18 protein-coding genes are annotated in these 25,992 nt (G+C 72.6%); 11 read left to right on the top strand and 7 right to left on the bottom strand.

Annotated elements, in window-relative coordinates:
* Position 1 precedes the first annotated feature (1 nt).
* Positions 2-844 carry a M15 family metallopeptidase gene (locus tag ACPPVX_RS03660; protein WP_426573536.1) on the bottom strand — a complete coding sequence of 281 codons (843 nt, stop codon included), beginning with the start codon at positions 842-844 and terminating at the stop codon, positions 2-4.
* 261 nt (positions 845-1,105) lie between these two features.
* On the bottom strand, positions 1,106-2,701 hold the full coding sequence (locus tag ACPPVX_RS03655; RefSeq protein ID WP_426573535.1) for an acyl-CoA dehydrogenase family protein: 1,596 nt from the start codon (positions 2,699-2,701) through the stop codon (positions 1,106-1,108).
* Between the two features lie 85 nt (positions 2,702-2,786).
* On the opposite strand from ACPPVX_RS03655, the gene ACPPVX_RS03650 reads away from it, so the two are divergent.
* Positions 2,787-3,386 (top strand): hypothetical protein, encoded by a 600-nt coding sequence (locus ACPPVX_RS03650; protein ID WP_426573534.1) that lies wholly within the window; start codon positions 2,787-2,789, stop codon positions 3,384-3,386.
* A 9-nt stretch (positions 3,387-3,395) separates the two neighbouring features.
* Here the strand turns inward: ACPPVX_RS03650 and ACPPVX_RS03645 are convergent, their stop codons facing one another.
* Positions 3,396-6,005, bottom strand: a complete 2,610-nt coding sequence (locus tag ACPPVX_RS03645) for a putative bifunctional diguanylate cyclase/phosphodiesterase (protein WP_426573533.1) — start codon at positions 6,003-6,005, stop codon at positions 3,396-3,398.
* A gap of 116 nt (positions 6,006-6,121) precedes the next feature.
* Between ACPPVX_RS03645 and ACPPVX_RS03640 the strand changes: the two genes are divergently transcribed.
* From ACPPVX_RS03640 to ACPPVX_RS03620, 5 genes are all read left to right on the top strand, one after another.
* Positions 6,122-6,637 (top strand): MaoC family dehydratase, encoded by a 516-nt coding sequence (locus ACPPVX_RS03640; RefSeq protein ID WP_426573532.1) that lies wholly within the window; start codon positions 6,122-6,124, stop codon positions 6,635-6,637.
* 68 nt (positions 6,638-6,705) lie between these two features.
* Positions 6,706-7,542: an EamA family transporter gene (locus ACPPVX_RS03635; RefSeq protein WP_426574984.1), complete on the top strand. Its 837-nt coding sequence runs from the start codon at positions 6,706-6,708 to the stop codon at positions 7,540-7,542.
* 64 nt (positions 7,543-7,606) lie between these two features.
* Entirely contained in the window at positions 7,607-8,368 is a 762-nt protein-coding gene (locus ACPPVX_RS03630; RefSeq protein ID WP_426573531.1) for a class I SAM-dependent methyltransferase, read from the top strand.
* 156 nt (positions 8,369-8,524) lie between these two features.
* Positions 8,525-9,424 carry an A/G-specific adenine glycosylase gene (locus ACPPVX_RS03625; protein ID WP_426573530.1) on the top strand — a complete coding sequence of 300 codons (900 nt, stop codon included), beginning with the start codon at positions 8,525-8,527 and terminating at the stop codon, positions 9,422-9,424.
* Positions 9,425-9,518: 94 nt separating this feature from the next.
* Entirely contained in the window at positions 9,519-11,135 is a 1,617-nt protein-coding gene (locus ACPPVX_RS03620; RefSeq protein ID WP_426573529.1) for a hypothetical protein, read from the top strand.
* Here ACPPVX_RS03620 and ACPPVX_RS03615 read toward each other — a convergent pair.
* Positions 11,125-12,015, bottom strand: coding sequence for an alpha/beta fold hydrolase (locus tag ACPPVX_RS03615; protein WP_426573528.1), 891 nt, complete (start codon positions 12,013-12,015; stop codon positions 11,125-11,127). The two genes, ACPPVX_RS03620 and ACPPVX_RS03615, sit on opposite strands and share 11 nt — an antisense overlap.
* Before the next feature lie 133 nt (positions 12,016-12,148).
* Here ACPPVX_RS03615 and ACPPVX_RS03610 point away from each other — a divergent pair, with 133 nt between their 5' ends.
* Positions 12,149-13,000, top strand: a complete 852-nt coding sequence (locus ACPPVX_RS03610) for an MBL fold metallo-hydrolase (RefSeq protein ID WP_426573527.1) — start codon at positions 12,149-12,151, stop codon at positions 12,998-13,000.
* A gap of 37 nt (positions 13,001-13,037) precedes the next feature.
* Positions 13,038-13,520: a flavin reductase family protein gene (locus ACPPVX_RS03605; protein WP_426573526.1), complete on the top strand. Its 483-nt coding sequence runs from the start codon at positions 13,038-13,040 to the stop codon at positions 13,518-13,520.
* Between the two features lie 18 nt (positions 13,521-13,538).
* On the opposite strand, the gene ACPPVX_RS03600 is transcribed toward ACPPVX_RS03605, so the two are convergent.
* Positions 13,539-16,847: a DUF4214 domain-containing protein gene (locus ACPPVX_RS03600; protein ID WP_426573525.1), complete on the bottom strand. Its 3,309-nt coding sequence runs from the start codon at positions 16,845-16,847 to the stop codon at positions 13,539-13,541.
* A gap of 102 nt (positions 16,848-16,949) precedes the next feature.
* On the bottom strand, positions 16,950-19,088 hold the full coding sequence (locus ACPPVX_RS03595) for a S9 family peptidase (RefSeq protein WP_426573524.1): 2,139 nt from the start codon (positions 19,086-19,088) through the stop codon (positions 16,950-16,952).
* Between the two features lie 35 nt (positions 19,089-19,123).
* On the opposite strand from ACPPVX_RS03595, the gene ACPPVX_RS03590 reads away from it, so the two are divergent.
* A complete protein-coding gene (locus ACPPVX_RS03590; protein WP_426573523.1) occupies positions 19,124-19,642 on the top strand; it encodes a gamma carbonic anhydrase family protein in 519 nt (172 codons plus the stop codon).
* A 38-nt stretch (positions 19,643-19,680) separates the two neighbouring features.
* Here the strand turns inward: ACPPVX_RS03590 and ACPPVX_RS03585 are convergent, their stop codons facing one another.
* Positions 19,681-22,026 (bottom strand): hypothetical protein, encoded by a 2,346-nt coding sequence (locus tag ACPPVX_RS03585; RefSeq protein WP_426573522.1) that lies wholly within the window; start codon positions 22,024-22,026, stop codon positions 19,681-19,683.
* Positions 22,027-22,315: 289 nt separating this feature from the next.
* Between ACPPVX_RS03585 and ACPPVX_RS03580 the strand changes: the two genes are divergently transcribed.
* Together ACPPVX_RS03580 and ACPPVX_RS03575 are read left to right on the top strand one after the other, a co-directional pair.
* Positions 22,316-24,118 (top strand): ABC transporter ATP-binding protein, encoded by a 1,803-nt coding sequence (locus ACPPVX_RS03580; protein WP_426573521.1) that lies wholly within the window; start codon positions 22,316-22,318, stop codon positions 24,116-24,118.
* Positions 24,118-25,902: an ABC transporter ATP-binding protein gene (locus ACPPVX_RS03575; RefSeq protein ID WP_426574983.1), complete on the top strand. Its 1,785-nt coding sequence runs from the start codon at positions 24,118-24,120 to the stop codon at positions 25,900-25,902. Before ACPPVX_RS03580 ends, ACPPVX_RS03575 begins: the two co-directional genes overlap by 1 nt.
* The last annotated feature ends 90 nt before the right edge of the window (positions 25,903-25,992 follow it).

Raw genomic sequence — 25,992 nt, 5'->3', positions numbered from 1 at the left:
GCTACACCGCTCGCAGGTACTCGTCGAGGGTGAGCCCGTCCTCGGTGACCTCCCGAGCGGCCTCGACGCCCACGTACCGCAGGTGCCACGGCTCGGCGGTGTAGCCGGTCACCAGCTCCTTGCCCTTGGGGTAGCGGACGAGGAACCCGAACTCCGAGGCGTGCTGGGCCAGCCAGGCGGCCTGGGGCTCCTCGGCGAAGCAGGGCTCGGCCGGGCACGATCCGTCGGCTCCGGTCACGTCGATGGCCAGCCCGGTCTGGTGCTCGCTGTGGCCGGGCTGGGCGCTGAAGGTGCGGGCCGCCGCCTCCCCCTCCTTCGCCACGTAGGCGTCGTACACGTCCTTCTGCGCCTGCTCGGACCGGTACGCCGACACGCCGATGATCGGCACCCCGGCGCGGGCGGCGGCCAGCGCCAGCTGGTCGATGGCTGTGGCCGCCTCCGGGCGGAGCATCCGCTTCGGGTTGGGCCCGGAGAACGCGAACGTCAGCGCCGGGGCCACCAGGGCCGGCGGGGCCCAGCCCGACGGCAGGTTGCGGCCGCGGTCGACCAGCACGAGCAGCGACGCCGGATCGGGCGTGGTCCCCAGCGGGGGAGCGGCCGCGGGCCGACGCGCCACGGAGGTGGTGGTGGAGGCGGCCGGGTGGCCCGACGTGGTGGTGGCGGCGGCTGCGGCCTCCGGGCGGGCCGGGTCGCCCGATCCGTGGCTCCGCACGGCCCAGACGGCGGCCACGAGCAGCGCGGCGATCGCCAGGGCGGCCCCGCCGGCGATGAGCCGGTGCTGGCGGATGCGGCGCTGGGCTTCGACGCGGCGAGCCTGGTGGACGCGCTCGCCGAGGCGCGCCATCCGCTCCTCCTCCACCGGCCCGGTCGTCACAGCCCTCCAGCCTCCCAGGCGAGCGCCGATCCCGCGAGGTCGCCTTCGAGGATCACCGACCGACCGGTGACGCACGCGTGGTTCGCCGCAGGCGCGAGAGCCCGAGCGGCTCGCGGCCGACGACGGAGGCAGCTAGAGCGGGAAGGCACGGAGAGACGGGGCGCGGCGGTGCATCGGGCGCGCGGCAGAAGGTGCGCGGCGAGATCGCGAGGAAGGTCGGGGACGAGGCCGTCAGGCCTCGGACACGAGCTTCTTCGCGATCACCTTCAGGCACAGGGTCTCGTCGGCGCCTTCGAAGATGCTCAGCACGCGGGCGTCGACGAAGTAGCGGCTGACGTCGTACTCCTCGGCGTAACCCATGCCGCCGTGGATCTGCATGGCTTCGCGGGTGACCCACTCCGCGGCCTTGCAGACGTAGGCCTTGACCATGGAGGCCTCGGCCTGGCCCTCGCCCTTGGCCATGAGCTTGGACACGACGTAGGAGAACTGGCGGCTGGCCTGGATGACCACGGCCATGCGGCCGAGCTTGGCCTTGGTGAGCTGGTAGTCGCCGACGGGCGAGCCGAAGACCACCCGGTCCTGGCCGTACTGGCGGGCGGCCTCGTAGGCGGCCTGCATGACGCCGATGGCCCGGGCGGCGGTCTGGAGCCGGCCGTTCTCGAAGCCGGCCATCTGGTAGTAGAAGCCGCGGCCCAGGCCGCCGTCCATGCCGATCAGGTTCTCGGCGGGCACGAACCAGTCCTCGAGGGCGACCTCGTAGGAGTGCATGCCGCGGTAGCCGATCGTGTCGATCGGGCGGCCTTCCATCTTGCCGCCACCCGCCGCGCCGCCCTCGGCCCGCTGGACCAGCTCGAACCCGTGGCTGTCGCCGCGGTCCTTGGGGACGATGAACATCGACAGGCCGCGGTGGCCCTTGGAGCGGTCGGGGTCGGTGCGGGCGAGGACGAGCAGCACGTCGGCGCGGGCGCCGAAGGTGCACCAGGTCTTGACGCCGTTGAGCAGCCAGCCGCCCTCGGTGGGGGTGGCGGTGACCTTGACGCCGGCCACGTCGGAGCCGAAGTCGGGCTCGGTGACGGCGACGGCGTTCATGACCTCGGCGGCGGCCAGCTTGGGCAGCCACTCGTGCTTCTGCTCCTCGGTGCCGCCGGCGATGAGGGCCCGGGCGAGGATCTCGGGGCGGGTGATGAGCGAGCCGCCGGCGCCGAGCGAGCCGCGGCTCAGCTCCTCGGTGGAGACCACCATGCCGATGTACTCGCCCTCGCCGCCCTCGCCGTAGCCGCCGTACTCGGCGGGGATCGACAGGCCGAAGGCGCCCATCTCGGCGAGGCCCTCGATGATGTCCTCGGGGATGTCGCCGTTGGTGCGGTGGATGTGCTCGGCGATGGGGGCCAGCTTCTGGTCGGCGAAGCGGCGGAACGTGTCCTGCACCATCTCGAAGTCGCCGTCGAGGTGACGGGGACCGGGATCGGTGATGCCGGCCAGGAACTCAGCCGCCCGGTAGGTGCCGATGAACCCGCGGGCGCCGTCGAGGGCGCCGGGCTCGATGCCGAACTCGGCCTCGCGGCCGAACACCTTGCCCGCCAGGTCGGCGACGGCGTCGGCGGCGAAGGCGCAGGCGATGCTGCCCTCGGTGTCGCCCTTGGCGCCGTAGTCGAGCAGGCCCTTGGCCATGGCGACGGCGGAGGCGGCGTGGGCCAGGTCGTAGGCCAGGACCTGGTTGGTGTCGATGCCGCCAGGAGCGGCGGCGAGGGCCTTGACCCCCGAATCGACGACCTGCGAGGCGAGGTCGATCACGGTGGCGGCGGCGGCGAGATCCGGGGCAGTCATGGCTGCGATCGTACCGATGACCCTTGCTGCGGCTCACATCCGGGGGCGCCTTGTCGTAGGCTTCCGGCAGCGGAGGGGGACGAGGGTGGCGAAGCTCGGGGGAAGGTCGCGGCTGGGAGCCGTCGTGGTCGGCGTGATCGTCGTGGTCGGTGCCGGCGCGGTGGTGGCCCGATCGGCGATGGAGGACCAGGCGAAGGCCAAGGTGCGCGACGTCGCCGTCGGCACCTGGCGGTGCGAGGAGCACTTCGAGGGCGAGCTCCAGTCCGTGTACGTGATGGGGATCGCCTCGGATGGCCGCATCGGCTGGACCGAGCAGGTCCCCGAGGACGACCAGCCCGTGGGCACGGGGAAGATGCCGACGCGCCTCGCGGAGCGCGGCGCGTGGACCGTCGACGGCCTGACGGTCGAGCTGACGATCCCGATGTTGTTCCCGGCGGAGCGGGGTGACGAGCCGTTCGCGATGGACGCCACGTTCACCTACACCGGCGACGCCGATCCCCCGGCCACCGTCGAGATCGTCGATCACCTGTCGGGGCAGACCACGGCGGCGCGCTGGTCGGCGGACATCGCCGACGACGAGGCCACCTTCGTGGAGGTCGAGCGGGCGAACGGCGAGCCCGGGGTCATGGACTACGCCTGCGCTCGCCGATCGAGCGACGAGCCCGAGCTGGTGAGGCAGGGCTGAGACGAGCGGTCAGGCGGACTCGCCGGGGAAGACCATGGCCTCGGTGTACCCGTCGAGCCACTTGAGCAGGTGGTCGAGCGGGAGCGGCTCGGCCAGGTGGAAGCCCTGCGCCAGGTCGCAGCCGAGGCGGCGCAGCAGGACGAGGTCGTCGGCGTGCTCGACGCCTTCGGCCACCACCTTGAGCCCCAGGTTGTGGCCGAGGTCGATCATCGAGCGCACGATCGTGAACTCCTCGGACCGGCGGTGCATCTCGGTCACGAAGGAGCGGTCGATCTTGACCTCCTGGAGCGGCAGGTCGCGCAGGTAGGTGAGCGACGAGTAGCCGGTGCCGAAGTCGTCGATCGCCGTGCCGACGCCCAGGTCGCCCAGCTGGGTGAAGATCTCCTGCGCCAGGCTCGGGTCGTCCATCAGCTCGGTCTCGGTGAGCTCGAGCACCAGATCGGCGGCGGGGACCTCGGAGATGGACAGCTCCTGGGCCACGTACGGCACCAGCTCCGGGTCGTAGAGGTTGCGCACGGACAGGTTGACGGCGAGCCCGATCGGGTGGCCGGCGGCGCGCCACCGGGCGGCGGCGATGAGCCCCTCGCGCAGGACCCATCGGGTGAGGGGCTGGATGGCGCCCGACAGCTCCGCCAGCTCGATGAACTGGTCCGGGTTGATGCGGCCGAGGCGGGGGTGGTTCCAGCGGATCAGCGCCTCGGCGCGGACCGGGCGCCCGGTGCGCAGATCGACGCAGGGCTGGAAGTGCAGCTCGAACTGGTCGAGCGCGACCGCGTCCGGGAGATCGCCGATGAGGGTCAGGCGCTCCACGCTCGAGCGGTCGTGCTCGGCGGCGTACACCGCGGACCCGGTGCCCGAGCGCTTGGCGTTGTACATGGCGACGTCGGCGCGCTGGATGAGCGTCGGCACGTCGTCGGCGTGCTGCGGGAACAGGGCGATGCCGATGGAGGCGTTGGACTGGAGGCGCACGTCGTCCATCAGGAACGGCACCGCCAGCGTGTCGCGGATGCGGGCGGCCACCTCCCGGGCGCTGGCCTCGGTGACCTCGCCCGAGAGGACGAGGGCGAACTCGTCGCCGCCGAGGCGGGCGACGAGGGCGTGGTCGAACTCGCGGGTGAGGCGGTCGCCGATGCCGCGCAGGAGCTGGTCGCCGACGTGGTGGCCGAGGGCGTCGTTGACCTCCTTGAACTGGTCGAGGTCCATCACCAGCAGGGCGACCTGCTCGTCGCGGCCCGGGGCGTCGCGGACCGCCCGGTGGAGCTCCTGGTCGAACAGGCGCCGGTTGGGCAGGCCGGTGAGGCCGTCGTAGAGCGCCTGGCGCCGGAGCGCCTCGGAGGCGGCGACGGCATCGGTGATGTCCTGGAGCGACATCGCGACCGAGCGGTCGGGGAGCGGGAACGCCCGCAGGGTGACCACCCGCTGCTCGCCACCGACGGGCTGCACGATGAGGTCGTCGACGCGCAGCGGCACCCCGCGGTCGACCACGCCGGCGAGGCGGTCGCGCAGCCGAGACCCGACGAGCGCGGGGAACGCATCCTCCACGGAACTGCCGATCAGGGCGTAGAGGTCCCGCCGCATCAGCCGCTCGGCGGCCGGGTTGGCGGCACGGAGGCGCAGGACCTCGCCCTCGTCGTCGCTCTCCTCGAGGCGCAGCACGATGAGCGCCTGGTCGATGCGATCGACGATGTCGGCGTACTGGTTGACGCGGTGCTCGATCTGGACGCGATCGGAGATGTCGATGCTCATGCCCTGGAGCGCGGTGGGCGCACCGGCGCCGTCGACCGAGACGGTGACGCGATCGTGCAGGTGGACCCAGCGGCCGTCGCTGGCCCGGAACCGGTAGCTGACCTCGTGGTCGATGCCCAGGGCGACGGCCCGGCCGACGGCCCCGGTGGTGGCATCGGCATCGGCCGGGTGGAGGTGCGCCAGCCAGAACCCCGGCTGGAGCCACTCGTCCTGGGTCCAGCCGAGCATGGTGGTGGCCCGCTGGTTCACGAACGTGAAGCGGTCGTCGGCGGGGTTGCGCACCCACAAGATGGCATCGAGGTTGTCGACCACGGTGTTGAGGCGCCGCCGGACGCGGTCCTCGACGGCGGCGAGCTGGCCGACCGCGGTGGCGATCATCAGCGAGGCGATCGCGAACCCGCCGATCAGCAGGCCGGCCTCGGGCAGCGGGTCCTGGGTGTTGATGAGGACCAGGCCCACCACGCCCAGTGCGCTGCACAGCAGCGCGGGACCGAGGCCCGACACGCACGCGGCGAGCGAGACCACCGCCAGCATCACCAGCACGGCCGGGACGGCGATCTCGGTCGAGAGGGCGGGGAACACCAGCACGCCCAGCATGTCGGTGAGGTGCATCCAGATCGGGGCCTGGCCGGTGCGCTTGGCGTGGTGGTGGGCGAAGGCGTTGGCGCTGAAGCCGACCGCGATGATCAGCACCGGCATGTACTCGGGGAGCGAGCCGAACACGACCGCGCCGATCGCGAGCGCGGCGATGCCCGCGTAGCGCTGGAGGAAGAGCGGGTGGAGGAAGCCGTCCTCGCCGATGTCGACCAGCGGCCGCCGGAGCTCCCGCACGGATTCGGTGATCGTCTCCTTCACCCCTGACCGATCACCCATCGGCGCCATCCTCGCACCTGGGCCCCTGGTGCCCCATGTCGGGATGGGGGGCGGCCGAGGGCAGTTGCTACGGTCGATCTGCCCCCAAGCACGATCGATCGCGTCGAGGAGACCCTGTGACCAGCTACGAACGCCCCTTCGGCCGCAACTTCGAGGACTTCGAGGTCGGCGACGTCTACCGGCACTGGCCCGGGAAGACCATCACCGAGTACGACGACCACCTGTTCTGCATGATCACGATGAACCACCACCCGCTCCACACCAACGACTGGTACGCCGAGCGCTCGCCCCAGGGCAAGAACGTGGTGGTGGGCAACCTCGTGTACTCCCTGGTGCTGGGCATGAGCGTCCCCGACGTGTCGGGTGCCGCGGTGGCCAACCTCGAGGTCGAGACGCTGAAGCACTCCAAGCCCACGTTCCACGGCGACACCATCTATGCCGAGACCCGCGTCCTCGACAAGAAGCTCACCTCGAAGGGTGACCGCGGCATCGTGTCGGTCGAGACCAAGGGCCTCAACCAGCGCGGCGAAGAGGTCTGCTACTTCAAGCGCAAGGTCATGGTCTGGACCAACGAGGCGGCCCCCGGTCGCGAGCGGCCCTACCAAGACGCCGACATCTGGTCCGAGGACTGACCATCGAGCGCCGGCTCGCTCCGGCAGAGGAGCACCGCTACCAGCCGGTGCTGCTGCTCCTGGGGTCGATGCTGTCGCTCCAGTTCGGCGCCGCGATCGCCCACCACCTGTTCGACGACGTCGGTGCGGCGGGGGCATCGGCACTGCGCCTCGGGCTCGCTGCCGTCGTCCTGGTCGCCTGGGGCCGTCCTGCCGTCCGGTCGTGGTCAGGGGACCACCGGCGCTCGGTCCTGCTGCTCGGCGTGGCCCTGGCGGTCATGAACTTCGCGTTCTACGAGGCGGTCGACCGGCTGCCCCTGGGTGCGGCCATCACCATCGAGTTCCTGGGGCCGCTCGGCTTGGCGGTCGCCCTGACCCGGCGGCGGCGCGACCTGCTGTGGGTCGTGCTCGCGCTGGGCGGGGTGCTGGTGCTCGGCCTCGGCCAGCACGGCACGGCGGCCGGGTCGCTCGACCCGTGGGGCGTGGTGGCGGCGCTGGTGGCGGCCACGTTCTGGGCGGCCTACATCGTGGCCGGGTCGCGCCTGGCCACCACGGAGCCGGGTGTCGCCAGCCTCGCCGGCGCGTGCGTGGTCGCATCGGTGCTGGTCGTCCCGATCGGCGTGGCCTCCGCCGGTCGCGCCCTCCTCGACGTGCGGGTGCTGGCGCTGGGCCTGGTCATGGCGGTGCTGGCGTCGGTGGTCCCGTACTCGTTCGAGCTCCGGGCGCTCGAGCGCATGAACAAGCGCACGTTCAGCATCCTCGTGGCCCTGGAGCCGGCCATCGGTGCCATCGTCGGGCTGGTGCTCCTCGACCAGCACCTCGGTGCGGTGTCCGTGGTCGGGGTGGCCCTGGTGGTGGCGGCGGGCATCGGCGCCACGGCCACCGCGCCCGTCGGCGCCCCCGCGCTCCTGCCCGAGTCGGCCTGAGCGGCCTCGGCCTGAGCGGCTTCGGCCTGGGCGGGCGTACCATCGTCGGCCGGGAGGTCGGATCATGGGCATCAACGACGTGGCGGCATCGGGCTTCGGGGCGGGGGCCGACGCGTACGAGCAGGGTCGTCCGGGCTACGCCGACGACGTGGTCGCCTGGCTGGTGGAGCACCTCGGCATCGAGCGCGGCGCCACGGTCATCGACCTCGCGGCGGGGACCGGCAAGCTGACGCGGATGCTCATGCGTCCGGGGGTGGAGATCCTCGCGGTCGAGCCGGTGGAGGCCATGCGGGCCAAGCTGGCCCAGACCTGCCCCGGCGTGAGGACGTTCGACGGCACCGCCGAGCGGCTGCCCTTCGAGGACGCGTCGGTCGATGCGGTCACCGTCGCCCAGGCGTTCCACTGGTTCGACCCGGGACCCGCCCTCGCCGAGATCGCCCGGGTGCTGAAGCCGGACGGCCGCCTCGGGATCGTGTTCAACGAGCGCGACACCCGCGAGCCGTGGGTGGCCGACCTGTCGAGGCTGATCCGCTGGGACGAGCGGGAGCGGTGGCGGGTGCCGTACACGGTCGAGGTCGACTGGGCCGCCACCGTCGCCGAGCACGGCCCGCAGTTCGAGGCGGCCGAGCGGTACGACTCGGCCTTCCACCAGGCGATGGACCCCGACACGCTCGTCGCCCGCGTGCTCTCGACGTCGTACATCGCCATGCTCCCGGCGGCCGACCGCGAGGAGCTGGCCGCCAAGGTGCGCGAGCTCGCCGCCCCCCTGGGCGACCGCTTCGACCTCCCGTACGTCACCGTCGCCTACGCCGCCCGCCTCCGCTGACCCCGCCCTCCGCTGGTCGATCTTCCCCCGCATGCGTCGACGATCGACCACCGTCTGGCCCGCCCGGATCCTTCTGGTCGATCTTCCCCCTCCTCGGGGGATGATCGACCAGAGAACGAGGGGGCCGGGGATGGGCGAGCGGTGAGCCGGCGAGGCGTGAGTGGCGGTCGGTTGGCGCGGGAGGGGGCGCTGCTGGCGTGGTTCGGGGCGCGGCAGCGGGACCTGCCGTGGCGGCGGACCCGGGACCCGTGGTCGATCCTCGTCGCCGAGCTGATGCTGCAGCAGACCCAGGTGGCCCGGGTGCTGCCCAGGTACGAGGCGTTCCTCGCCCAGTGGCCGACGGCGACGGCGTGCGCGGCGGCCCCGGTCGGCGACATCGTCACGGCCTGGGCCGGTCTCGGGTACAACCGGCGGGCGGTCAACCTCCACCGGTGCGCGCGGGCGGTGGTGGCCGACCACGACGGCGCCCTGCCGGTCACGCTCGACGGGCTCCTGGCGCTTCCGGGCATCGGCCCGTACACGGCCCGGGCGGTGCTCGCGTTCGCCCACGAGAGCGACCAGGTGGGCGTGCTCGACACCAACGCGGCCCGCGTCCTGGCGCGGTGGGAGGGGCGATCGCTCAAGCCGAAGGAGGCCCAGGCCGCGGCCGACGGGGCGGTGCCGGCCGGGCAGGGCTGGGCGTGGAACCAGGCGATGCTCGACCTGGGCGCGACGATCTGCCGGCCGCGGCGGCCCGGCCGGTCCGGTGGGCCGCGGTGCGACGATTGCCCCGCGATGCCGTGGTGCACGTGGGCGGTCGACGGGCGCCCGGAGCCCGATCCCGCCGTCGGCTCGGCGGGGGTGTCGGGCGGCCAGTCGGTGTTCGAAGGCTCCGACCGGCAGGGGCGCGGCCGCCTGGTCGACGCCCTGCGCATCGCTCCCGTCGAGCCCGCGCACCTGGCGGCGGCGATGGGCTGGCCCGACGATCCCGCCCGCGCCGAGCGGGTGGCCCGCACGCTGGTCGCCGACGGCCTGGCGGTCGCCGACGCCGACCGCACCCTCCGCCTGCCGGGCTGACCGGGGGGCGAACGCGCGCCGGCCCGCAGGGTGGGTACGGTTCCGCAGATCCAGGGCGTGCGGGACGTCCACGGTGCACTGGCGAGGAGCAGCGATGGACGGGTCGAACGATCGACGCACCCGGGTCTCGGCCGCGGGTGCGGTGGGTGCCGGCGCGGTGGCGGTGGCGGGCCTCCTGGTGTGGATCGCCACCCGCTCGGGCCCAGGGGTCACCAACGACTCGGTGGCCTACCTGGCCACCGCCCAGCACCTGGCCCACGAGGGCCGGCTCACCAACTTCGACGGGCAGCGGCTCTCGATCTTCCCGCCGGGCTACTCGACGGTGGTCGCGGCGATGCTCCGCGCCGGCATCCCCACCCAGCTGTCGATCCAGGTGCTCGGCATCGCCACCGCCATGTTCGTGGTGGCGGCCGCGCGGCGGCTGGGCCGGGAGCTCGGCCTGACACCGATGGCCGCGTCGCTCGCCGCGCTCTTCGTCGCGGTCAACACCGGGCTCGTCCTCGTGCACGCCATGGCGTGGAGCGAGCCGCTGTTCGTGTCGGCGACGCTGGTCGCGCTCATCGCCCTCACCCGGCTCCACCGAGTCCGCCGCCTCGAGGTCCGCACGGTGGCGGTGCTGGCCCTGGCGACGGGCCTCGCGGGGGTCACGCGGTACACGGGGATCGTGCTGGTGGGAGTGATCGGTGCGGTGGTCCTGGCCGACCACTGGCACCGGGGACGGCTGCGGGCGATCCGCTCGGCGGCCGTGGTGTCGGCCCTGTGCTCGTGGGGGATCGCCGCGGTGATCGCCGTCAACGTGACCGACGGCCGCCCGCCCATGGGCCAGCGCGGCGGCGGGGCCACCTTCACGTTCGGCGAGACGATGACGCAGCTCGCCACGTCGATCGGGCGCTACGCCTTGGGCGGCCAGGCGTCGGAGGGCGCGATGCGGACGGTCGGGTGGCTGGCCCTCGTGGGCGTCGTGGCCCTCGGCATCCGCACGGCGGCCCACCTCGCCCGCGGCCCCGGTGCGGTGTGGGCGGCCGCCGGTGCACCCGTCGCCGCCTACGTCTCCGCGTACGTGGCGTTCCTCGTGGTGAGCGAGATGACCACGATGCTCAACCAGGTCGATGCCCGCCTGCTGGCGCCGGTCTTCGCGCCCACGGTGGTGCTGCTCGCCCTCCCCGTCGAGCGGGCCGTGGCGGCCTGGAGGGCTCGGCCGGCGGACGAGCGGGCCCTGGGGCGGCCCCGACCGGCCCTGGCTGCGGTCGCGCTCGTCGCCCTGGCGGCCCTGCTCGGGTCGACGGCGGCCGAGACGACGGCGTGGTCGTCGAAGGCGGGCACCACCGGCATCCGGCTCAACGCGGTGCGCAAGCGGCGAGCGCCCTGGGTCGACGTGGTGAAGGCGCTGCCCCGCGACGCGGCCGTGGTGGCCGACGACCCGTACTCCGTCCGCTGGCTCGGCACCCACGAGCCGGTGACGCCGATCCCCGGGCGGGCGTTCTACGCGTGGGTGCCGTTCCGGCCGCGCCTGCTCGAGGTGCGGCAGTTCGTCACCGATCACGGCGGCGGCTACCTGGTGCTGACCGAGGGGCCCAACGAAGAGGTCGTCCAGTCGATGCGGTGGGTGGGCCTCGACGTGCAGCCCTACCGCGTGGAGCCGGGCCTCGAGGTGTACAGGCTGGCGCCGCCGACCGAGCTCGGGCCCGGCGGCCAGGGCGTCACGCCGTGAGGAAGTCGACGATCAGCCGGTTGACCGCCTCTGGCTGCTCCACCTGCAGGAAGTGGCCGGCGTCGGGCACCAGCTCGTAGCGCGAGCCCTCGGCCGGGAGCGACGTCAGCACGCCGTCGTCGATCAGCTCGGCGCCCATGCAGCCGTCGTCGGCCCCGTGCAGGTACAGCGCCGGCATCGTGAGGGGGAGGGCGCCCGCCGCCTCGATCTGGTCGTACTCGGGGCTGCGAGCGCCGGCGCCGAGCGTGGCCCGGTAGTAGCCGAGCGCGGCGGCGAGGTTGGCGGGGTCTCGCATGCAGTCCTTGGCCTGGGCGGCGAAGGTGCTGCCGTCGAAGCCCGGCGACCAGTCCTGCCACAGCCGGTCGATGAACGCGAGGTCGTCCATGGGGACGGCGAGGTCGGACAGCGGCGACTGGAAGAAGAACATGTACCAGGACCGCTGGAGCTGGTCGTAGGAGAAGAAGGCCTGGGCGACGGTGGCGGCCGGCGGCACCGCGGCCACCACCACCCGCTTCCACCGCTCCGGCGCGTGGCCGGCGGCGGCGTAGCTGGCGAGAGCGCCCCAATCGTGGCCGATCAGGACCGCGTCGGCGTCGCCGCCCAGCGCTTGGTGCAGGGCGATGGCGTCGCTGGCGATCGCGCCCGGCTGGTAGAGGCCGTCCGCGGGGACGGCGGTGGGCGCGTAGCCGCGCAGGAAGGGGGCCACCGCCCGGTAGCCGGCGGCCGCCAGCTCGGGCAGGAGGTGGCGCCACGACCAGGCCGAATCGGGGAAGCCGTGGAGGCACAGCGCGAGCGGGCCCTCGCCCGCGGCGAGGTAGCCGAACGTGAGGCCGTTGGCCTCGATCGAGCCTTCGGTGATGGCGGGGGGTGCGGCAGGCATGGCCGGGACCATAACGGGGTACCAACACCGAGCGACGGGACCCTGACGGCACTGTGCATTGCGTCACAGTTGGGGCCGCTGGGTGGCCGGTTGGCTACCGTTCGCAACCATCAGGGGCAGCAGGAGTCAAGGCATGGTGAACGTCACGTTCTGGGGAGTCCGGGGATCCACCCCCTGCCCTTGCGACGCCAACAAGCGCTACGGCGGCAACACCGCCTGCGTGAGCGTGCAGGCCCCCGGCCAAGACCCCATCCTCTTCGACCTGGGCACCGGCCTCCGGTTCTTCGGCGAGCTCCTCCCTGCCGACGAGCCGTTCCGCGGCATCGCCCTCGTCACGCACCTCCACTGGGACCACGTGCAGGGCCTCCCGTTCTTCACGCCGATCAACCGACCGGGCGCATCGCTCACCGTCTGCGGGCGCAACGACGAGGGCACCCTGCAGGAGGCGTTCGACGACTTCATGCGCCCGCCCTACTTCCCGGTCCGGGCGGCAGACCTGTGCGGCGAGATCACCTTCCGCGACGTCGACGACGAGTCGTTCGACTTCGGCCGGGCCCGCATCACCGCCCGCAACGTGCCCCACACCGGCGCCACCAACGGCTACCGGGTGGAGCTCGACGGGTTCACCATCGCCTACATCAGCGACCACCAGCAGCCCATCGGCACCGACGCCGTGGAGCCCTCGGTGCTCGACCTGTGCCGCGATGCCGACCTGGTGATCCACGACGCCCAGTACGAGCCCCACGAGTTCGCCGCCAAGTCCGACTGGGGCCACTGCACCGTCGAGTACGCGGTGCGGGTGGCGGCGGAGGCCGGCGCCAAGCGCCTGGCGCTGTTCCACCACGACCCGTCGCACGGCGACGAGGTCATCGACCGCCTCCTGCTCGATGCCCGCGGGTTCGCCCAGGGCACCTCGGTGGGCGAGGTCATCGCGGCCGCCGAGGGGACCACGGTCTCGTTCAGCCTGGCTCCGGCCACCGCCTAACCTGACGGGCCATCCCCGTCACCCGCCAGGAGCCCCCATGACCGAGCCCGCGTTCGACAGCGCCCGTTTCCGCCAGGTGCTGGGGCACTTCCCCACGGGGGTCTCGGTGGTCGCGGCGTTCAACGAGGGCGCGCCCGTCGGCATGGCCATCGGTTCGTTCTTCTCGATCTCGCTCGACCCGCCGTTGGTCGGCTTCTGTGCCGGCAAGGGCTCGTCCACGTGGCCCAAGCTCCGCGAGGCCGGGAGGTTCTGCGTGAGCATCCTCGGCGACGACCAGGAGGAGGTCTCCCGTCGCTTCGCCTCCAAGGAGGCCGACAAGTTCGCCGGCCTGGCCTGGGACCACTCGCCCCTCGGCTCGCCCCGCCTCGGCGGCGCGCTGGCCTGGATCGACTGCACCACCGAAGCCATCCACGACGCCGGCGACCACGAGATCGTGGTGGGCGCGGTCACCGACCTCGCCGTGGCCGCCGAGGGCCACCCGCTGATCTTCTTCCGCGGCGGCTACAGCCACCTCGCCTGATCGGGCGCCCGCCTGGGGTCAGCGGTCGAAGTACTCCGAGCCGGCGGTGACGCCGATGCCGACGTCGACCTCGGTCTTGCCCTTCGCCAGCTGCGCCACCCAGTCGTTGGCCTGCGCCGTGGTGGCCTCGTGGCGCAAGAAGCGCAGGTAGATGTCGCTGACGACCTTGCGCCGGCCCTCGGGCTCCGACACGAACTGGAGCGCCACCTTGTTGCGGCTGATCGTCGCCAGGCGGCCGGTCCAGTAGCTGACGCCAGCGGCGTCGGGTGCGCGGCGGAACACGTCGCGGTAGAGGTGCTGGACGAAGACGCTCTTGGAGCTGGTCGCCTGCAACCAGTACGACCGGCTGGCGAGGACCGAGATGCGCGTGTCCTCGGCGGTGGCGGTGCCGGCCTGGTACTTGGCGGCCCAGCCCTGGAGCTCGGTGCTGGTGCCGTGGCGCCCGATGTACTGCACGTAGGGGCGGTCGGCGACCCGGCGCAGCGCTTCGGGCTCGGTCAGGAACGCCCGGCCGATCGTGGTGCGGGGCGTGCCCCCGTCGAGGCGGCCCGCCCAGTAGCCGAGACCGCCGGCATCGGGGGTGCGGCCGAGCGCGTCGGCGTACAGGTGGCACACGAAGCGCCTCGTCGCGCTCGACCCGGCGGAGCACCCGGCCAGGAGGTGGTTGGCCTGCACGGTCCCGGTGGCGGACCCGTCGGTGATGGCCACGTGGGTGGTGGAGGTGAGCTGGAGGGTGAACGCCTTGTCGATCTCGTCGGCCTGGTTGCCGACGATGGGGATGGCGATGGTCCCCGTGACCTGCCCGGCCGGGATGGTGACGGTGCCCGACGCGGCGGTGAAGTCGTCGACCGGGACGGCCGTGCCCTTGACCGTCTGGTACGAGACGGTGACGGCGACCGGCCTCGCCTCCGACAGGTGGACCGTGAACGTCATCGGTGCCGTGCCGGAGCCGGGCCGGGTCAGCGAGGCGTCGTCGACCGAGACGCCGGGGCCTCCGCAGACGGTCGGGTCGGGGTCGCTGCCGTTCGGCTGCTGCGTGATGGTGACGATCCCGGTGGCGGTGTCGTCGCCCCGGTAGGGATCGGGCAGCCCGTCGGTCGGGGTCCGGATCGTGGCACCGAAGGACGTCGGCCAGGGCCGCGTCATGCCGTACGGGTCGACGTAGGTGGTGAGGGTCTTGGTCACATCGCCGCGGACGCACAGGGTCGCCGACGCGCCCGGGGCGAGCGAACCGACCGCCCAGGAGCTCCCGGTGACCGTCCCCTGCGCCGGCTCCACGACGGGCTGGGCGACGGCGCTCTCGGTGCTGGGCAGCTCGATCGGCACGACCAGCCCGAGGACCGGGTCGGAGCCCTGGTTGGTGACCTCGAGCTCGGTGGCGACCTCGTCGCCCAGCGCCGCCACGCTGCGGTTCGAGCGGGCGCTCATCCGCAGGTCCATGATGGGCCCGCAGGGCGAGAACTGGCTGGTGCCGTTGGTGGCCTGGGTGGTGGTGGCCGTCACCACGTTGCCCACGGTGGGGGCGGTGACTGATCCGGTGAATGCCTTGACCACGTTCCCGCCCGGGTACGGCACCGAGATCGTGCCGAGGTACTCCTTCGCCTCGCCCGTGTGGGTCGCCGACGGGCAGACGTCGCTGGCGTACACGTCGACCAGCAGCGGGCCGGCCTGGTCGGAGCGGACCGTGCCGGCCAGCTCGACGGCCCCGGCGCCAGGGGTGATGGAGGTGATCTTGGGATCGATCTGGTCGCCGTTGGCAGCGTGGTCGGGCTCGTGCTGGAACAGGTCGATGCTCAGGTCGTCGTTGCCGAAGATCCGGTTGCCGCGCATGCTGACGCCGACCAGGGGCGTGTCGGCCTGGTACAGGTGCACACCGCTCCCGGGGCTGTTCGCGATGGTGTTCGCCTCACCGGGCGCCACGCCACCGATCTGGCCCGGGCCGGTGCTGGATCCGTCGATCAGGATGTTGTCGTCGCCGTTGGGGATCGCTCGGGTGCCCGTGGCGTCGGTCCCGATGTGGTTGCCGAGGATCCGGTAGCCGGTCTGGTCGATCTGGATGCCGCGGCCGTTGTTCCCGGAGATGACGTTGCCCTCGCCGGGGCCGGTCCCGCCGATGAGCGTGCCCGTCGTGGCGACGCCGCTGTAGCCCGACATGAGCTCGATGGCCGAGTCCTGGCTGCCGGCCCCACCGTTGGGGAGGGCGGTGGTGCCGGTGATGTCGGTCCCGATGAGGTTGCCCTGGACCGTGGCGGCGACGGACAGCTGGATCGCGTCGAAGCGGTTGCCGGAGATGAGGTTGCCGGCACCGGGCGCGCCGCCGCCGATGAGCGGCACGGCGGAACCGGCCCGCGCCCCGCTGGATGCATCGCCGTCGATGCCCCCGTTGTTCGGTATGGCGGTGGTGCCGGTGGGGTCGGTGCCGAGGAGGTTGCCCTGGATCGTGATCCCGGCGCCGTTGTCGGTGAAGCGGATGCCGATGGCGGCCTGGGCGACGACGTTCCCCGCACCCGGGGTGGTGCCGCCGACCAGGGCGTGCACGTTCGGCTCGATGGCGATCCCGTAGACGGGATCGCCATCGGGCTTCGGACCGACGCGGTTCCCCTGGATGGTGACCTGGTTCGACGAGTGGTCGTCGGTCGTGTCCTTCACGACGATCGACTGCTCCTGCGTGTTGACGACGTTGCCCTCGCCGGCCGCGGGGCCGCCGATCTGGACGTCGTCGGCGGCCGCCACGATCCCGTACAGGCCGTTGTGGGGGTAGGCGCGGTGGATGCCGTCGGTGCCGATCTCGTTGCCGTAGATCCGGGCGTGGTCGGCGCCGGCCGGGAGGCTGAGGGCGTTGTCGCAGCCGTCGATCTCGAGGGCGCGGATGGTGGTGCTCGGAGCGGTGACCGTGAGCCCGTCGGCTACCGCCGGAGCGTCGTCGCAGGTGATGCGCACCAACGGGCCGCCGGCCACCGTGTAGCCGGGAGCAGTGGAGCCGTCGATGGTGACGGGCCGGGAGATGGCCGGGAACTTGGTGACCGGGCGGATCGAACCGGTCGCGGCGAAGGTGATGGTGACGGTTGCCGCGCCGGGCGTGGCGTCGGCCTCCTGGATGGCGGCGCGGAGGGTGCAGGTGGCCGTGGCGGTGGCGCAGGTCCCGTCGCCGGGGGCCGCATCCGCGCCGTCGCCCGTGCTGGTGACGGTGAGGGGTGCGGGCGCAGCCGATGCCGGGGTGGCGTCGAGCCAGAGCACCCCCGAGGCCACCAGGGCGACCGCGAGGACCGCCGGGACGGGCCGGCGGGCTCGCCGCCTCCCAACGGTGGTCTGATCGCGATGGTGCATCGTGTCGCCTTCTGCCGTGGCCCCTGCCCTGTGACGCCAGCCTGACAGATGTCCGGGTCTGGCCGCCTGACCTCCTCGAGCACGGCGGGGCAGGTCAGGCCGTCAGGTGGTGGGGGTCTCGAGCTCGGTGAGGATGAAGGCCAGGGTGAAGGCCTCTTCCTTCCAGGCGTCGTAGCGGCCCGTGGGGCCGCCGTGGCCGGCGCCCAGCTCCACCTTGAACACCACCGGGCGGCCATCCGAGTCGACGGTGCCGGCGCCGTGGCCCTGGTCGCGCAGGCGGGCCACCCACTTGGCGGGCTCGTGGAAGCCGACCCGTGGGTCGTTGAGGCCGGCGGTGGCCAGGACCGCCGGGTACTCGCCGTCGGCGGCGGGCGCCACGTTCTCGTAGGGCGCGTACGCCTTCATCCAGCCGTAGGCCTCGGTGGTGTGGAGCGGATCGCCCCACTCGTCCCACTCGATCACGGTGAGGGGGAGCGAGGGGTCGAGCATCGTGGTGAGCGGGTCGACGAACGGCACCTCGGCCACCACGGCGCGGAACAGCGATGGGGCCAGGTTGGTGATCGCGCCCATGAGCAGCCCGCCGGCGCTCCCGCCGCGCGCCGCGAGCATGGAGGGGGCGGTGCGACCGGTGTCGACGAGGTGCTGGGCGCAGGCGACGAAGTCGGAGAACGAGTTGCGCTTGAAGGCGAACTTGCCGTCCTCGTACCAGTTGCGGCCCAGCTCTCCGCCGCCGCGCACGTGGGCGATGGCGAACACCACGCCGCGGTCGAGCAGCGAGAGCCGGGCGATCGAGAACCACGGGTCCATGCTGATCTCGTAGGCGCCGTACCCGTAGAGCAGGCACGGCGCGGGCCCGTCGGCCGGCACGGCGGCGGGCTTCCAGACCAGGGAGATCGGCACCTGCGTGCCGTCGGCCGCGGTGGCCCACTCGCGCGCCGACGAGTACTCCCCGGCGTCGAAGCCGTCGAGGACGGCGAGCTGCTTGCGGACGGTGCGCGCTCCGGTGGCCAGGTCCTGGTCGATCACCGCGGGCGGCCGGGTGAGCGACTGGTAGCTGAACCGGTAGGTGGTGCTGGTGAACGTGGGGTTGGCGCCGGGGCTGATCGTGCCGACGATGTCGTCGGTCTCGAACGCGGTGGTCTGGCCGGTGGCGATGTCGAGCAACCAGATGGCGGTGAGCCCGTCGGTGCGACCGTGGACGATGGCGTGGCCGGCGAAGGTCTCGGCCCCGGCGATGCGGGTGCCGGGCTGGTGGGGGAGGACCACCTCCCAGTCGGAGCGGGGCGCGGTGGTGATCCCGTCGAGGGGGGCGCGCCACAGGGCGAAGTCGTCGGCGCCGCCGTGGTTGCTGGTGATGTAGAGCCCGGCGGGGTGGTGGGCGATCGAGTACTCCACGCCCTCCTCGCGGACGGCGACGACCACGGCCTCGCCGTCGGGCCGGTGGGCGTCGATGAGCCAGCTCTCGCTGGTGATGGCGCTGCCGGCGCTGATGACCACCACGTCGCCCGAGCGCGAGGCGCCGACCGACACGTGGAACCGCTCGTCGTCGTCCCGGAACACCTCGGGATCGGCGGACGGTTCGGTGCCGACCTGGTGGCGCAGCACCCGGTCGGGGCGGTGGGCGTCGTCCTGGAGCGTGTACCAGCAGGTGGCCGAGTCGGCCGCCCAGGCGAAGCCGTAGGACACGTCGGGCACGGTCTCGTCGCTCTCGGCGCCGGTGCGCAGGTCGCGGAACCTCAGGGCGTGCTTCTCGTCGCCCTCCCGGTCGATGGCGTAGGCCAGCCAGTTGCCGTCGGGGCTCACGTCGAGCACGCCGAGGCCGAGGTACTCGCCCTCGGCAGCCAGCTCGTTGGGGTCGAGCACCACCTGCTCGGCCGCCGGGTCCTCCACCCAGCCCGTCGTGGTGCCGTCGTCGGGCCGGCGGCAGTGGATGGGGTAGCTCTTCCCCTCCTCGGTGCGCGTGAGGTACCACCATGCGCCGTCGCGCACGGGCACGGACAGGTCGGTCTCCTGGGTGCGGCGCTTGATCTCGTCGAAGATCGCCTGGCGCAGCGGCTCCTGCCCGGCGGTCACCGCGTCGGTCCACGCGTTCTCGGCCACCAGGTGCGGCAGCGTCTCCGGATCGTCCGGGTCGAGCAGCCAGGCGTAGGGATCGACGACCGTGTCGTCGTGGAAGGTGCGCTCGGTGGGGCGCTGGGCCGGGCGGGGAGGGAGCGTGGGCGTGGGGGCTGGGTCGGTCACGTGGTGAGGCTACGGGCACCCGGTACCCTCCGCGGATGCCCGTCTACGCGCTCGGACTCCAGGTCCCGAACATCCATCCCGATGCCTACATCGCTCCCGAGGCCGTGATCATCGGGTCGGTCACCATCGGCGCGGAGAGCTCGATCTGGCCGGGTGCGGTGCTGCGCGGCGACGACGGCGACATCTTCATCGGCGCCCGGACCTCCATCCAGGACGGTGCCGTCCTCCACACCACCCCGTCGTTCCCCACCACCGTGGGCGACGAGTGCGTCGTCGGCCACCTGGCGCACCTCGAGGGCTGCATCGTCCACGACGCCGCCCTGGTGGGCTCGGGGTCGGTCGTGCTGCACCGTGCCGTCGTCGAGACGGGTGCGCTCGTGGGCGCCGGGGCCGTGGTCTCGGGTGGCACCGTCGTCCCGACGGGGTCGATGGCGCTCGGCATCCCGGCGAAGATCCGTCCGGACTGCGTCACCCCCGACATGATCTCGCTGGGCATGCAGTCCTACGTCGACCGGGGCCGCCGCTACCGGGCCGAGCTCCGGCGCATCGACTGACCCCACCTCGGCGGGAGACCGCCGAGGTCAGCGTGCCCCTAGAGCGTGGCGGCGCCGTCCGTCTCGAACACGGTGATGATCCCATTCTCGGCCTCGCGCCGCGCCCACTTGGCGATGGTGGCGTCGCTCGTGAGCAGCACCACCTGCGTGCGGGTCGAGAGGCGGACCACCATGTCGAGCAGCTTGAACAGCTCGCTGGGATCCACGCCCACCAGGGCGTCGTCGATGATCAGCGGGAGGGCCTCTTCGTTGGGGCCGATCCACGTCGTGCGGGCGATGCGGTCGGCGAGCCGCCGGCGCACGGCGGCGGGGCCGTCGGAGAGGGTCGCCAGCTCGCCCTCGAGCATGCGGACGCGCTCGGCGGCGACGCCCGTGCGGCGATCCACGTCACCCAGGTCGGGCATCCGCTCCGACGCGATCTGCTCGGCGAGCAGCCGCCGGCGGTCCTTGAGGGCCGCCAGGTCCTGCGGGGCCTCGGTCGGGTCGGGCGTGAGGTCCCAGCTGAGGCGGCGGCGGGCGCCGACCTCGTCGGACAGCCGAGCGATCTCGGCCTCGAGGTCGTCGCGGCCGCGGCTGTCGGTGGCGGCCAGGCGGCGGCGGCGGGCCGACTCCACCGAGACGATGGCGCGGTCGAGGCGGCCGGCCAGGTCGCCGTCGTCGAAGCCGAGCCGGCAGAGGAGGGCGTCGAGGTCGATGCCCGCGGTGGTGGCCACCGCGGTGAGCTCCTGGAGCTCCACGACCTGGCGGGCGTAGCGGCCGGCGCTGGCTCGCTGCTCCAGCACCCCGCGGATCTGCGATGGGGCCAGGTCGAACGCCCCGTCGTCGGGGAGGCCGAAGCCGTCGAGGCCGCGGGTGAGCTCGTGGCGGGCGGCGACCTCCTGGCTCATCGAGGCGGCGAGCGCGTCGCGTGCGACCTGCTCGCGGGCGGCGCGGGCCTTGGGGTCGATGGCGTCGGCGTAGGCGAGGATCGCGTCCTTGCGCTCGGTCGCCGCCTCCAGGCTGGTCCGGGAGCTGATCTCCTCCCAGTCGAGCCGGGTGCTGGAGCGCAGGTCGAGCGCGGCGCTCAGGCCCTTGCGGTCGGTGGGCTGCATGACGTCGTCGATGCGGCGGAGGTGCAGGCCGAGCCACGAGCCGGCGTCGGCGTGGGTGAGGGCCTGCGCCTCGGCGTGCTCGGCGGCGGCGAGCTCCTTGCGGGGGATGACCAGGAGCCAGACGCCCATGGCCACGGCGCCGATCAGCAAGATGGCGCCGACGATCACCGAGATGGCCTGTCCGGCCAGCAGGGCGGCCACCGCCAGGGTCGACGCGCCCAGGATCCCCGGGCGGAAGCGGCGCTCCACCTCGCGCTGGCAGCGGACCACCTCGTGGTGGGCCACCTCGATCTCCGACTCCACCTCGGGGTCGGTGTCGTCGGCGTGGCTCTCCAGCTCGGCCTCGTACAGGCTCTGGGCCTTCACGGCGGCGGCGTGCGCCTGCCACAGGCGGTCCTGGTCGAGCTGGGCCAGCTCGTAGACGATGCCGTCCGCTGGGTCCGCGGGCTGCTGGTCGGCGGCCTTGATGGCGTCGACGCAGACCCGGTGGATCTCCACCGCGGCTTCGAGCGTGGCGACGCGGTCGTCCAGGTCGACGGGGAGCGCGTCCGGGGTGGCGGCCACGCGGGCCAGGTCGGCGTCGCTCACCGGGGGCAGGGGCCCCACCTGGACCCCGAGCTCGGTGGCGGCGGTGCTGGCCTCGGCCCACGCCTCTCCGGTGGTCCGCAGGTCCTCGACCGCGGCGAGCAGCCGGGCGTCGGCGGCCTCGGCATCGACGTCCTCGGGGCGATCGAGCGAGGCCAGCTCGGCGCGCAGCTCGTCGAGCTGGTTGCGGAGGCCGATCCACTCCCAGCGGTCGATCTCGTCGGGCGTGCGCTGGATCTCGTCGTCGAGCTCGGCGAGGTGCTGCTGCCAGGTCTCGATCTCGATGACGTAGGTGGTGACCTCGCGGTGCTCGGCCTCCAGCTGCTCCACGGCGGCGCGGGCGCTGATCAGGTCGGCTTCGATCGATTCCTCGGTGCGGTGCTCGCCGAGCCCGAGGTCCTCCTCGCGGAGCGTCACCAGATCGGCGATGACCGTGGGATCGGAGCCGAGGAGCTGGCTGAGCGACGGCGCGGCCACGCCGTTGTCCGCGTAGGTGGCGCCGATCCGGTCGGCGTAGACGCGCCGGCCCGCCTGGTCGATGAAGATCACCGAGGCGTTGGGCACCCGCCCGGCCATGGCGTCCACCAGCGTGGTGAGCATCGAGGTGCGTTCATCGGTGGCCAGGCCGGCGATGACCGTGACCCGGGGCCCGAACTGGATGCAGAAGTTGTCACTCGGTCCGAAGAGGACCAGCTGTTCGAGTCGCACGGGACGGCCTCTGCCCGAGGCGTTGGCCTGGGGTCGGTGTTTGGGGGGATGGCACCGGTGCTCACCGAGACCCGGTGGTCAGGGGATGCTGACCCCCTGGTATCGGCAGAAGGGCCGCTCGGGTTGAGCGCGTTTCCTTGCGCTCACCGTGCAGAAAGGATGCGATCCGCTGAGGGGACCGCCGGTACCCTTGACCCGGCGGTCAAGGCCCTCGGAGCACACCATCAGTCGACGATCCAACGCAGAGGCGAACCCGGTCAGCGCGGGCTGGCGACTCATCGGTCGCCAGATGTGGGCGCAGCGCTGGGGCATCGCAGCCGGAGCCCTGGCCGGGCTGGCCTGGACGGTGGCCAAGGTCTCCGTGCCCACGCTCGTGGCCAAGGCCATCGACCTGGGCATCCAGCCGGGCGATACGTCGGAGATCTCGCACTACGCCCGGCTCATCGCCGTGGCCGGCGCGTTCACCGCGTTCTTCACCGGCATCCGCCGATACCTCGCCTTCAGGGAAGCCCGCAAGACCGAGGCGGTCCTGCGCGACCGGCTGTTCGCCCACCTCCAGCGCCTGCACTTCGCCTTCCACGACGGCCAGCAGACCGGCCAGCTGATGAGCCGGGCCAACAACGACCTCCAGCAGATCCAGAACGCGGTGGTGCTGGTGCCGCTGACCATCGCCAACATCGCCACCGTGGCCGCCGTGCTGGTGATCCTGGTGCGCGTCGACCCGGTGCTCACCGTGCTCGCCCTCGGTTCGCTGCCGGCCGTCAACGTGCTGGCCAAGCGGTTCGCCACCAAGCTCCAGCCCACCATGACCGGCGTCCAGCAGGAGTCGGCGGAGCTGTCGGCGGTGGTCGAGGAGACGGTCACCGGCATCCGCGTGGTCAAGGGGTTCGCCGCCGAGGACACGCAGGCCGCCCGCCTCTCGTCGGAGGCCGACGACCTCTACGAGGTGTCGATGGAGGCCGCCAAGATCCGTTCGGTCTACTGGCCGGCGCTCGAGCTCCTGCCCAGCATCGGGCTGATCATGGTGCTCGCCTACGGCGGCCACCAGGTGATCGAGGGCCAGCTCGAGCTGGGCGCCCTGGTGGCGTTCAACGCCTACGTGGTCCTCCTGGTGTGGCCCTTGCGCATGCTCGGCTGGATCGTCGCCATGTCCCAGCGGGCGGCGGCGTCGGCCCAGCGGGTGCACGAGATCCTCGCCACCGAGCCGCTCGTGGTCGATCCTGTGAAGCCCGAGCCGCTGCCGTCCACGGGTGGCGACGTGCGGTTCCAGCAGGTGTCGTTCCACTACGAGGGCAACGACCACCTGGTGCTCGACGGGTTCGACCTGCACATCCCGGCCGGCCAGTCGGTGGCGCTCGTCGGCGCCACCGCCAGCGGCAAGTCCACCACCGCCAAGCTGATCAGCCGCTTCTACGACGTGAGCGAAGGTGCCGTGCTCCTCGACGGCATCGACGTCCGCCAGGTGCTGCTGTCGGAGCTGCGCGGAGCGGTCGGCCTGGTGTTCGAGGAGACCTTCCTCTTCTCCGACACGATCGCGGCCAACATCGCGTTCGCCGATGCCGATGCGTCCATCGCCGACATCGAGCGCGCCGCTCGCCTGGCCGGGGCCCACGAGTTCATCGGCGGGCTGTCCCACGGGTACGACACCGAGATCGGCGAGCGCGGCTTCTCGCTGTCGGGCGGCCAGCGCCAGCGCATCGCCATCGCCCGCGCCATCCTCGCCGACCCGCGGGTGCTGATCCTCGACGACGCCACCTCGGCGGTCGACCCCACCAAGGAGCACGAGATCCGCGACGCGCTCGCCGAGGTGATGCGCGACCGCACCACCATCGTGATCGCCCACCGGCCCGCCACCATCGCCCTGGCCGAGCGGGTCGTGCTGATCGGCGACGGCAAGGTGGTGGCCGACGGCACGCACGAGGGGCTGCTGCGCACCAGCGAGGCCTACCGGGTGGTCCTGGCGTCGGCGGCGGCCGACGAGGAGCAGGCCCGCCACGCCGCGCTGGGCGATGCGGCCGATGCGGCCGAAGCGGCCGACGCCGAGGCGGCTCGGCGGGCCGGCTCCGATGCCGAGGAGGTGGTGTCGCCGTGATGCCCATGGCGGCGGTCGACGACGACGCCAAGCTCGACCGGCGAGAGGCGGCCAAGGTGATGCGCCGCGCCGCCAAGATGCTCGGCGCCTACCGGCGCGACGTCATCGGCGCCGGGCTCCTCGTCACCGTGTCGACGTTGGCGGTGCTGGCCGGGCCGTTCCTGCTGAAGGTGGGCATCGACCGCGGCATCACGCCCAAGGACCCCATGGTCCTGAACCTCGCGGTGGTCGCCTACATCGTGGTGGCCGTCGTCGCCTACCTCGCCAGCCGCACCCAGGTGCTGTACATCAGCCGCGCCGGTGAGGGCTTCCTCCGAGACCTGCGCAACCGGGTGTTCGACCACCTGCTCAAGCTGTCGATGCCGTTCTACGACCGCGAGAAGGCCGGCGTGGTCATCAGCCGGATGACCTCCGACGTCGATTCGCTGCAGGAGCTGGTCCAGCAGGGCCTGCTGCAGCTCCTGGCCAGCCTGCTGCTCATCTTCGGGTCGATCGTCGTGCTGGCCATCGTGTCGTGGCAGCTGCTCCTCGTCTGCCTGATCCCCGTGCCGTTCGTGGTGATCGCGTCGGTGAAGTTCCAGCGCGACTCCAACGAGGCGTACCTCACCGTGCGCGACCGGATCGGCCTCACCCTGTCGTCGCTGCAGGAAGGCATCAGCGGGGTCCGGGTCATCCAGGCCTACGGCCGCGAGGACCTGGAGATCGACCGCTTCCAGACCCGCAACAACAGCCTCTACCGCGCCCACATGAAGTCGGTCTTCGTGCAGGCCTGGTACCTGCCGGTGATCGAGGGCGCGGCCATCGGCTGCACCGCGCTGGTGGTGGCGATCGGCGGGAGGATGGTGGTCGACGGTTCGGCCACGGTGGGCACCGTCGCCTTCTTCGTGCTCACGCTGTCCAACCTCTTCGAGCCGCTCCAGCAGCTGTCCCAGCTGTTCAACACGGTGCAGTCGTCAGGCGCCGCCCTGCACAAGCTGTTCGACCTGCTCGACACGCCGATCGATCTCGAGGAGCGCGCCGGGGCGGTGCCGCTGCCCGACCACGGCGAGCTGCGCGTCGAGGGGGTCACGTTCGGGTACGCCGGCGGTGATCCGGTCCTCTCCGACGTCGACCTGGTCCTGCCCGTCGGCGAGAAGCTCGCGCTGGTCGGGCCCACCGGCGCCGGGAAGTCCACCCTGGCGAAGCTGATGGCCCGCCTCTACGACCCCACGGCCGGCCGGGTCACCTTCGCCGGCATCGACCTGCGCGACGCCCAGCTCAAGTCGCTGCGCACCCAGATCACCGTGGTGCCCCAGGAGGGCTTCCTCTTCGCCGGGACCATCCGGAACAACGTGCGCATCGGCCGGCCCGATGCCACCGACCAGGAGGTCGAGGACGCGCTCGAGTCGCTCGGGCTCCTCGCCCGGTTCCAGTCGCAGGCCGACGGGCTCGACACCGAGGTCAACGAGCGCGGCTCCAGCCTCTCGGCGGGGGAGCGCCAGCTCGTGTCGCTGGCGCGGGCGGCGCTGGCCGATCCGGCGGTCCTCGTGCTCGACGAGGCCACCTCGTCGCTCGACCCGGGCACCGAGGTCCTGGTGGAACGGGCGCTCGAGCGGCTGGTGAAGGGGCGGACCGTCATCGTGATCGCCCACCGCCTGTCCACTGCGGAGCGCTCCGACCGGGTGGGCGTGGTGGCCGGCGGCAAGCTCGAGGAGCTCGGCACCCACGCGGAGCTGGTGGGCCAGGGCGGCCGCTACGCCCAGCTGTACGAGAGCTGGGTCCACGGTCTGGCCGCCTCGGGCTGACCCGGCTCACCCGGCGCGGTCGCTCCGAGGAGCCAACTACGCTCCCTGCGCGTGGGGACGTGCTGCCACGGCAGCACCGGCGGGTGAGGA

Origin of the sequence: Aquihabitans sp. McL0605 (assembly GCF_049993875.1) — a bacterium.
In the GTDB taxonomy this organism is placed as follows: Bacteria; Actinomycetota; Acidimicrobiia; order Acidimicrobiales; family Iamiaceae; genus Aquihabitans.
Note: the sequence above shows the minus strand (reverse complement) of the source record. Positions and strands in the feature narration are given on the sequence as shown.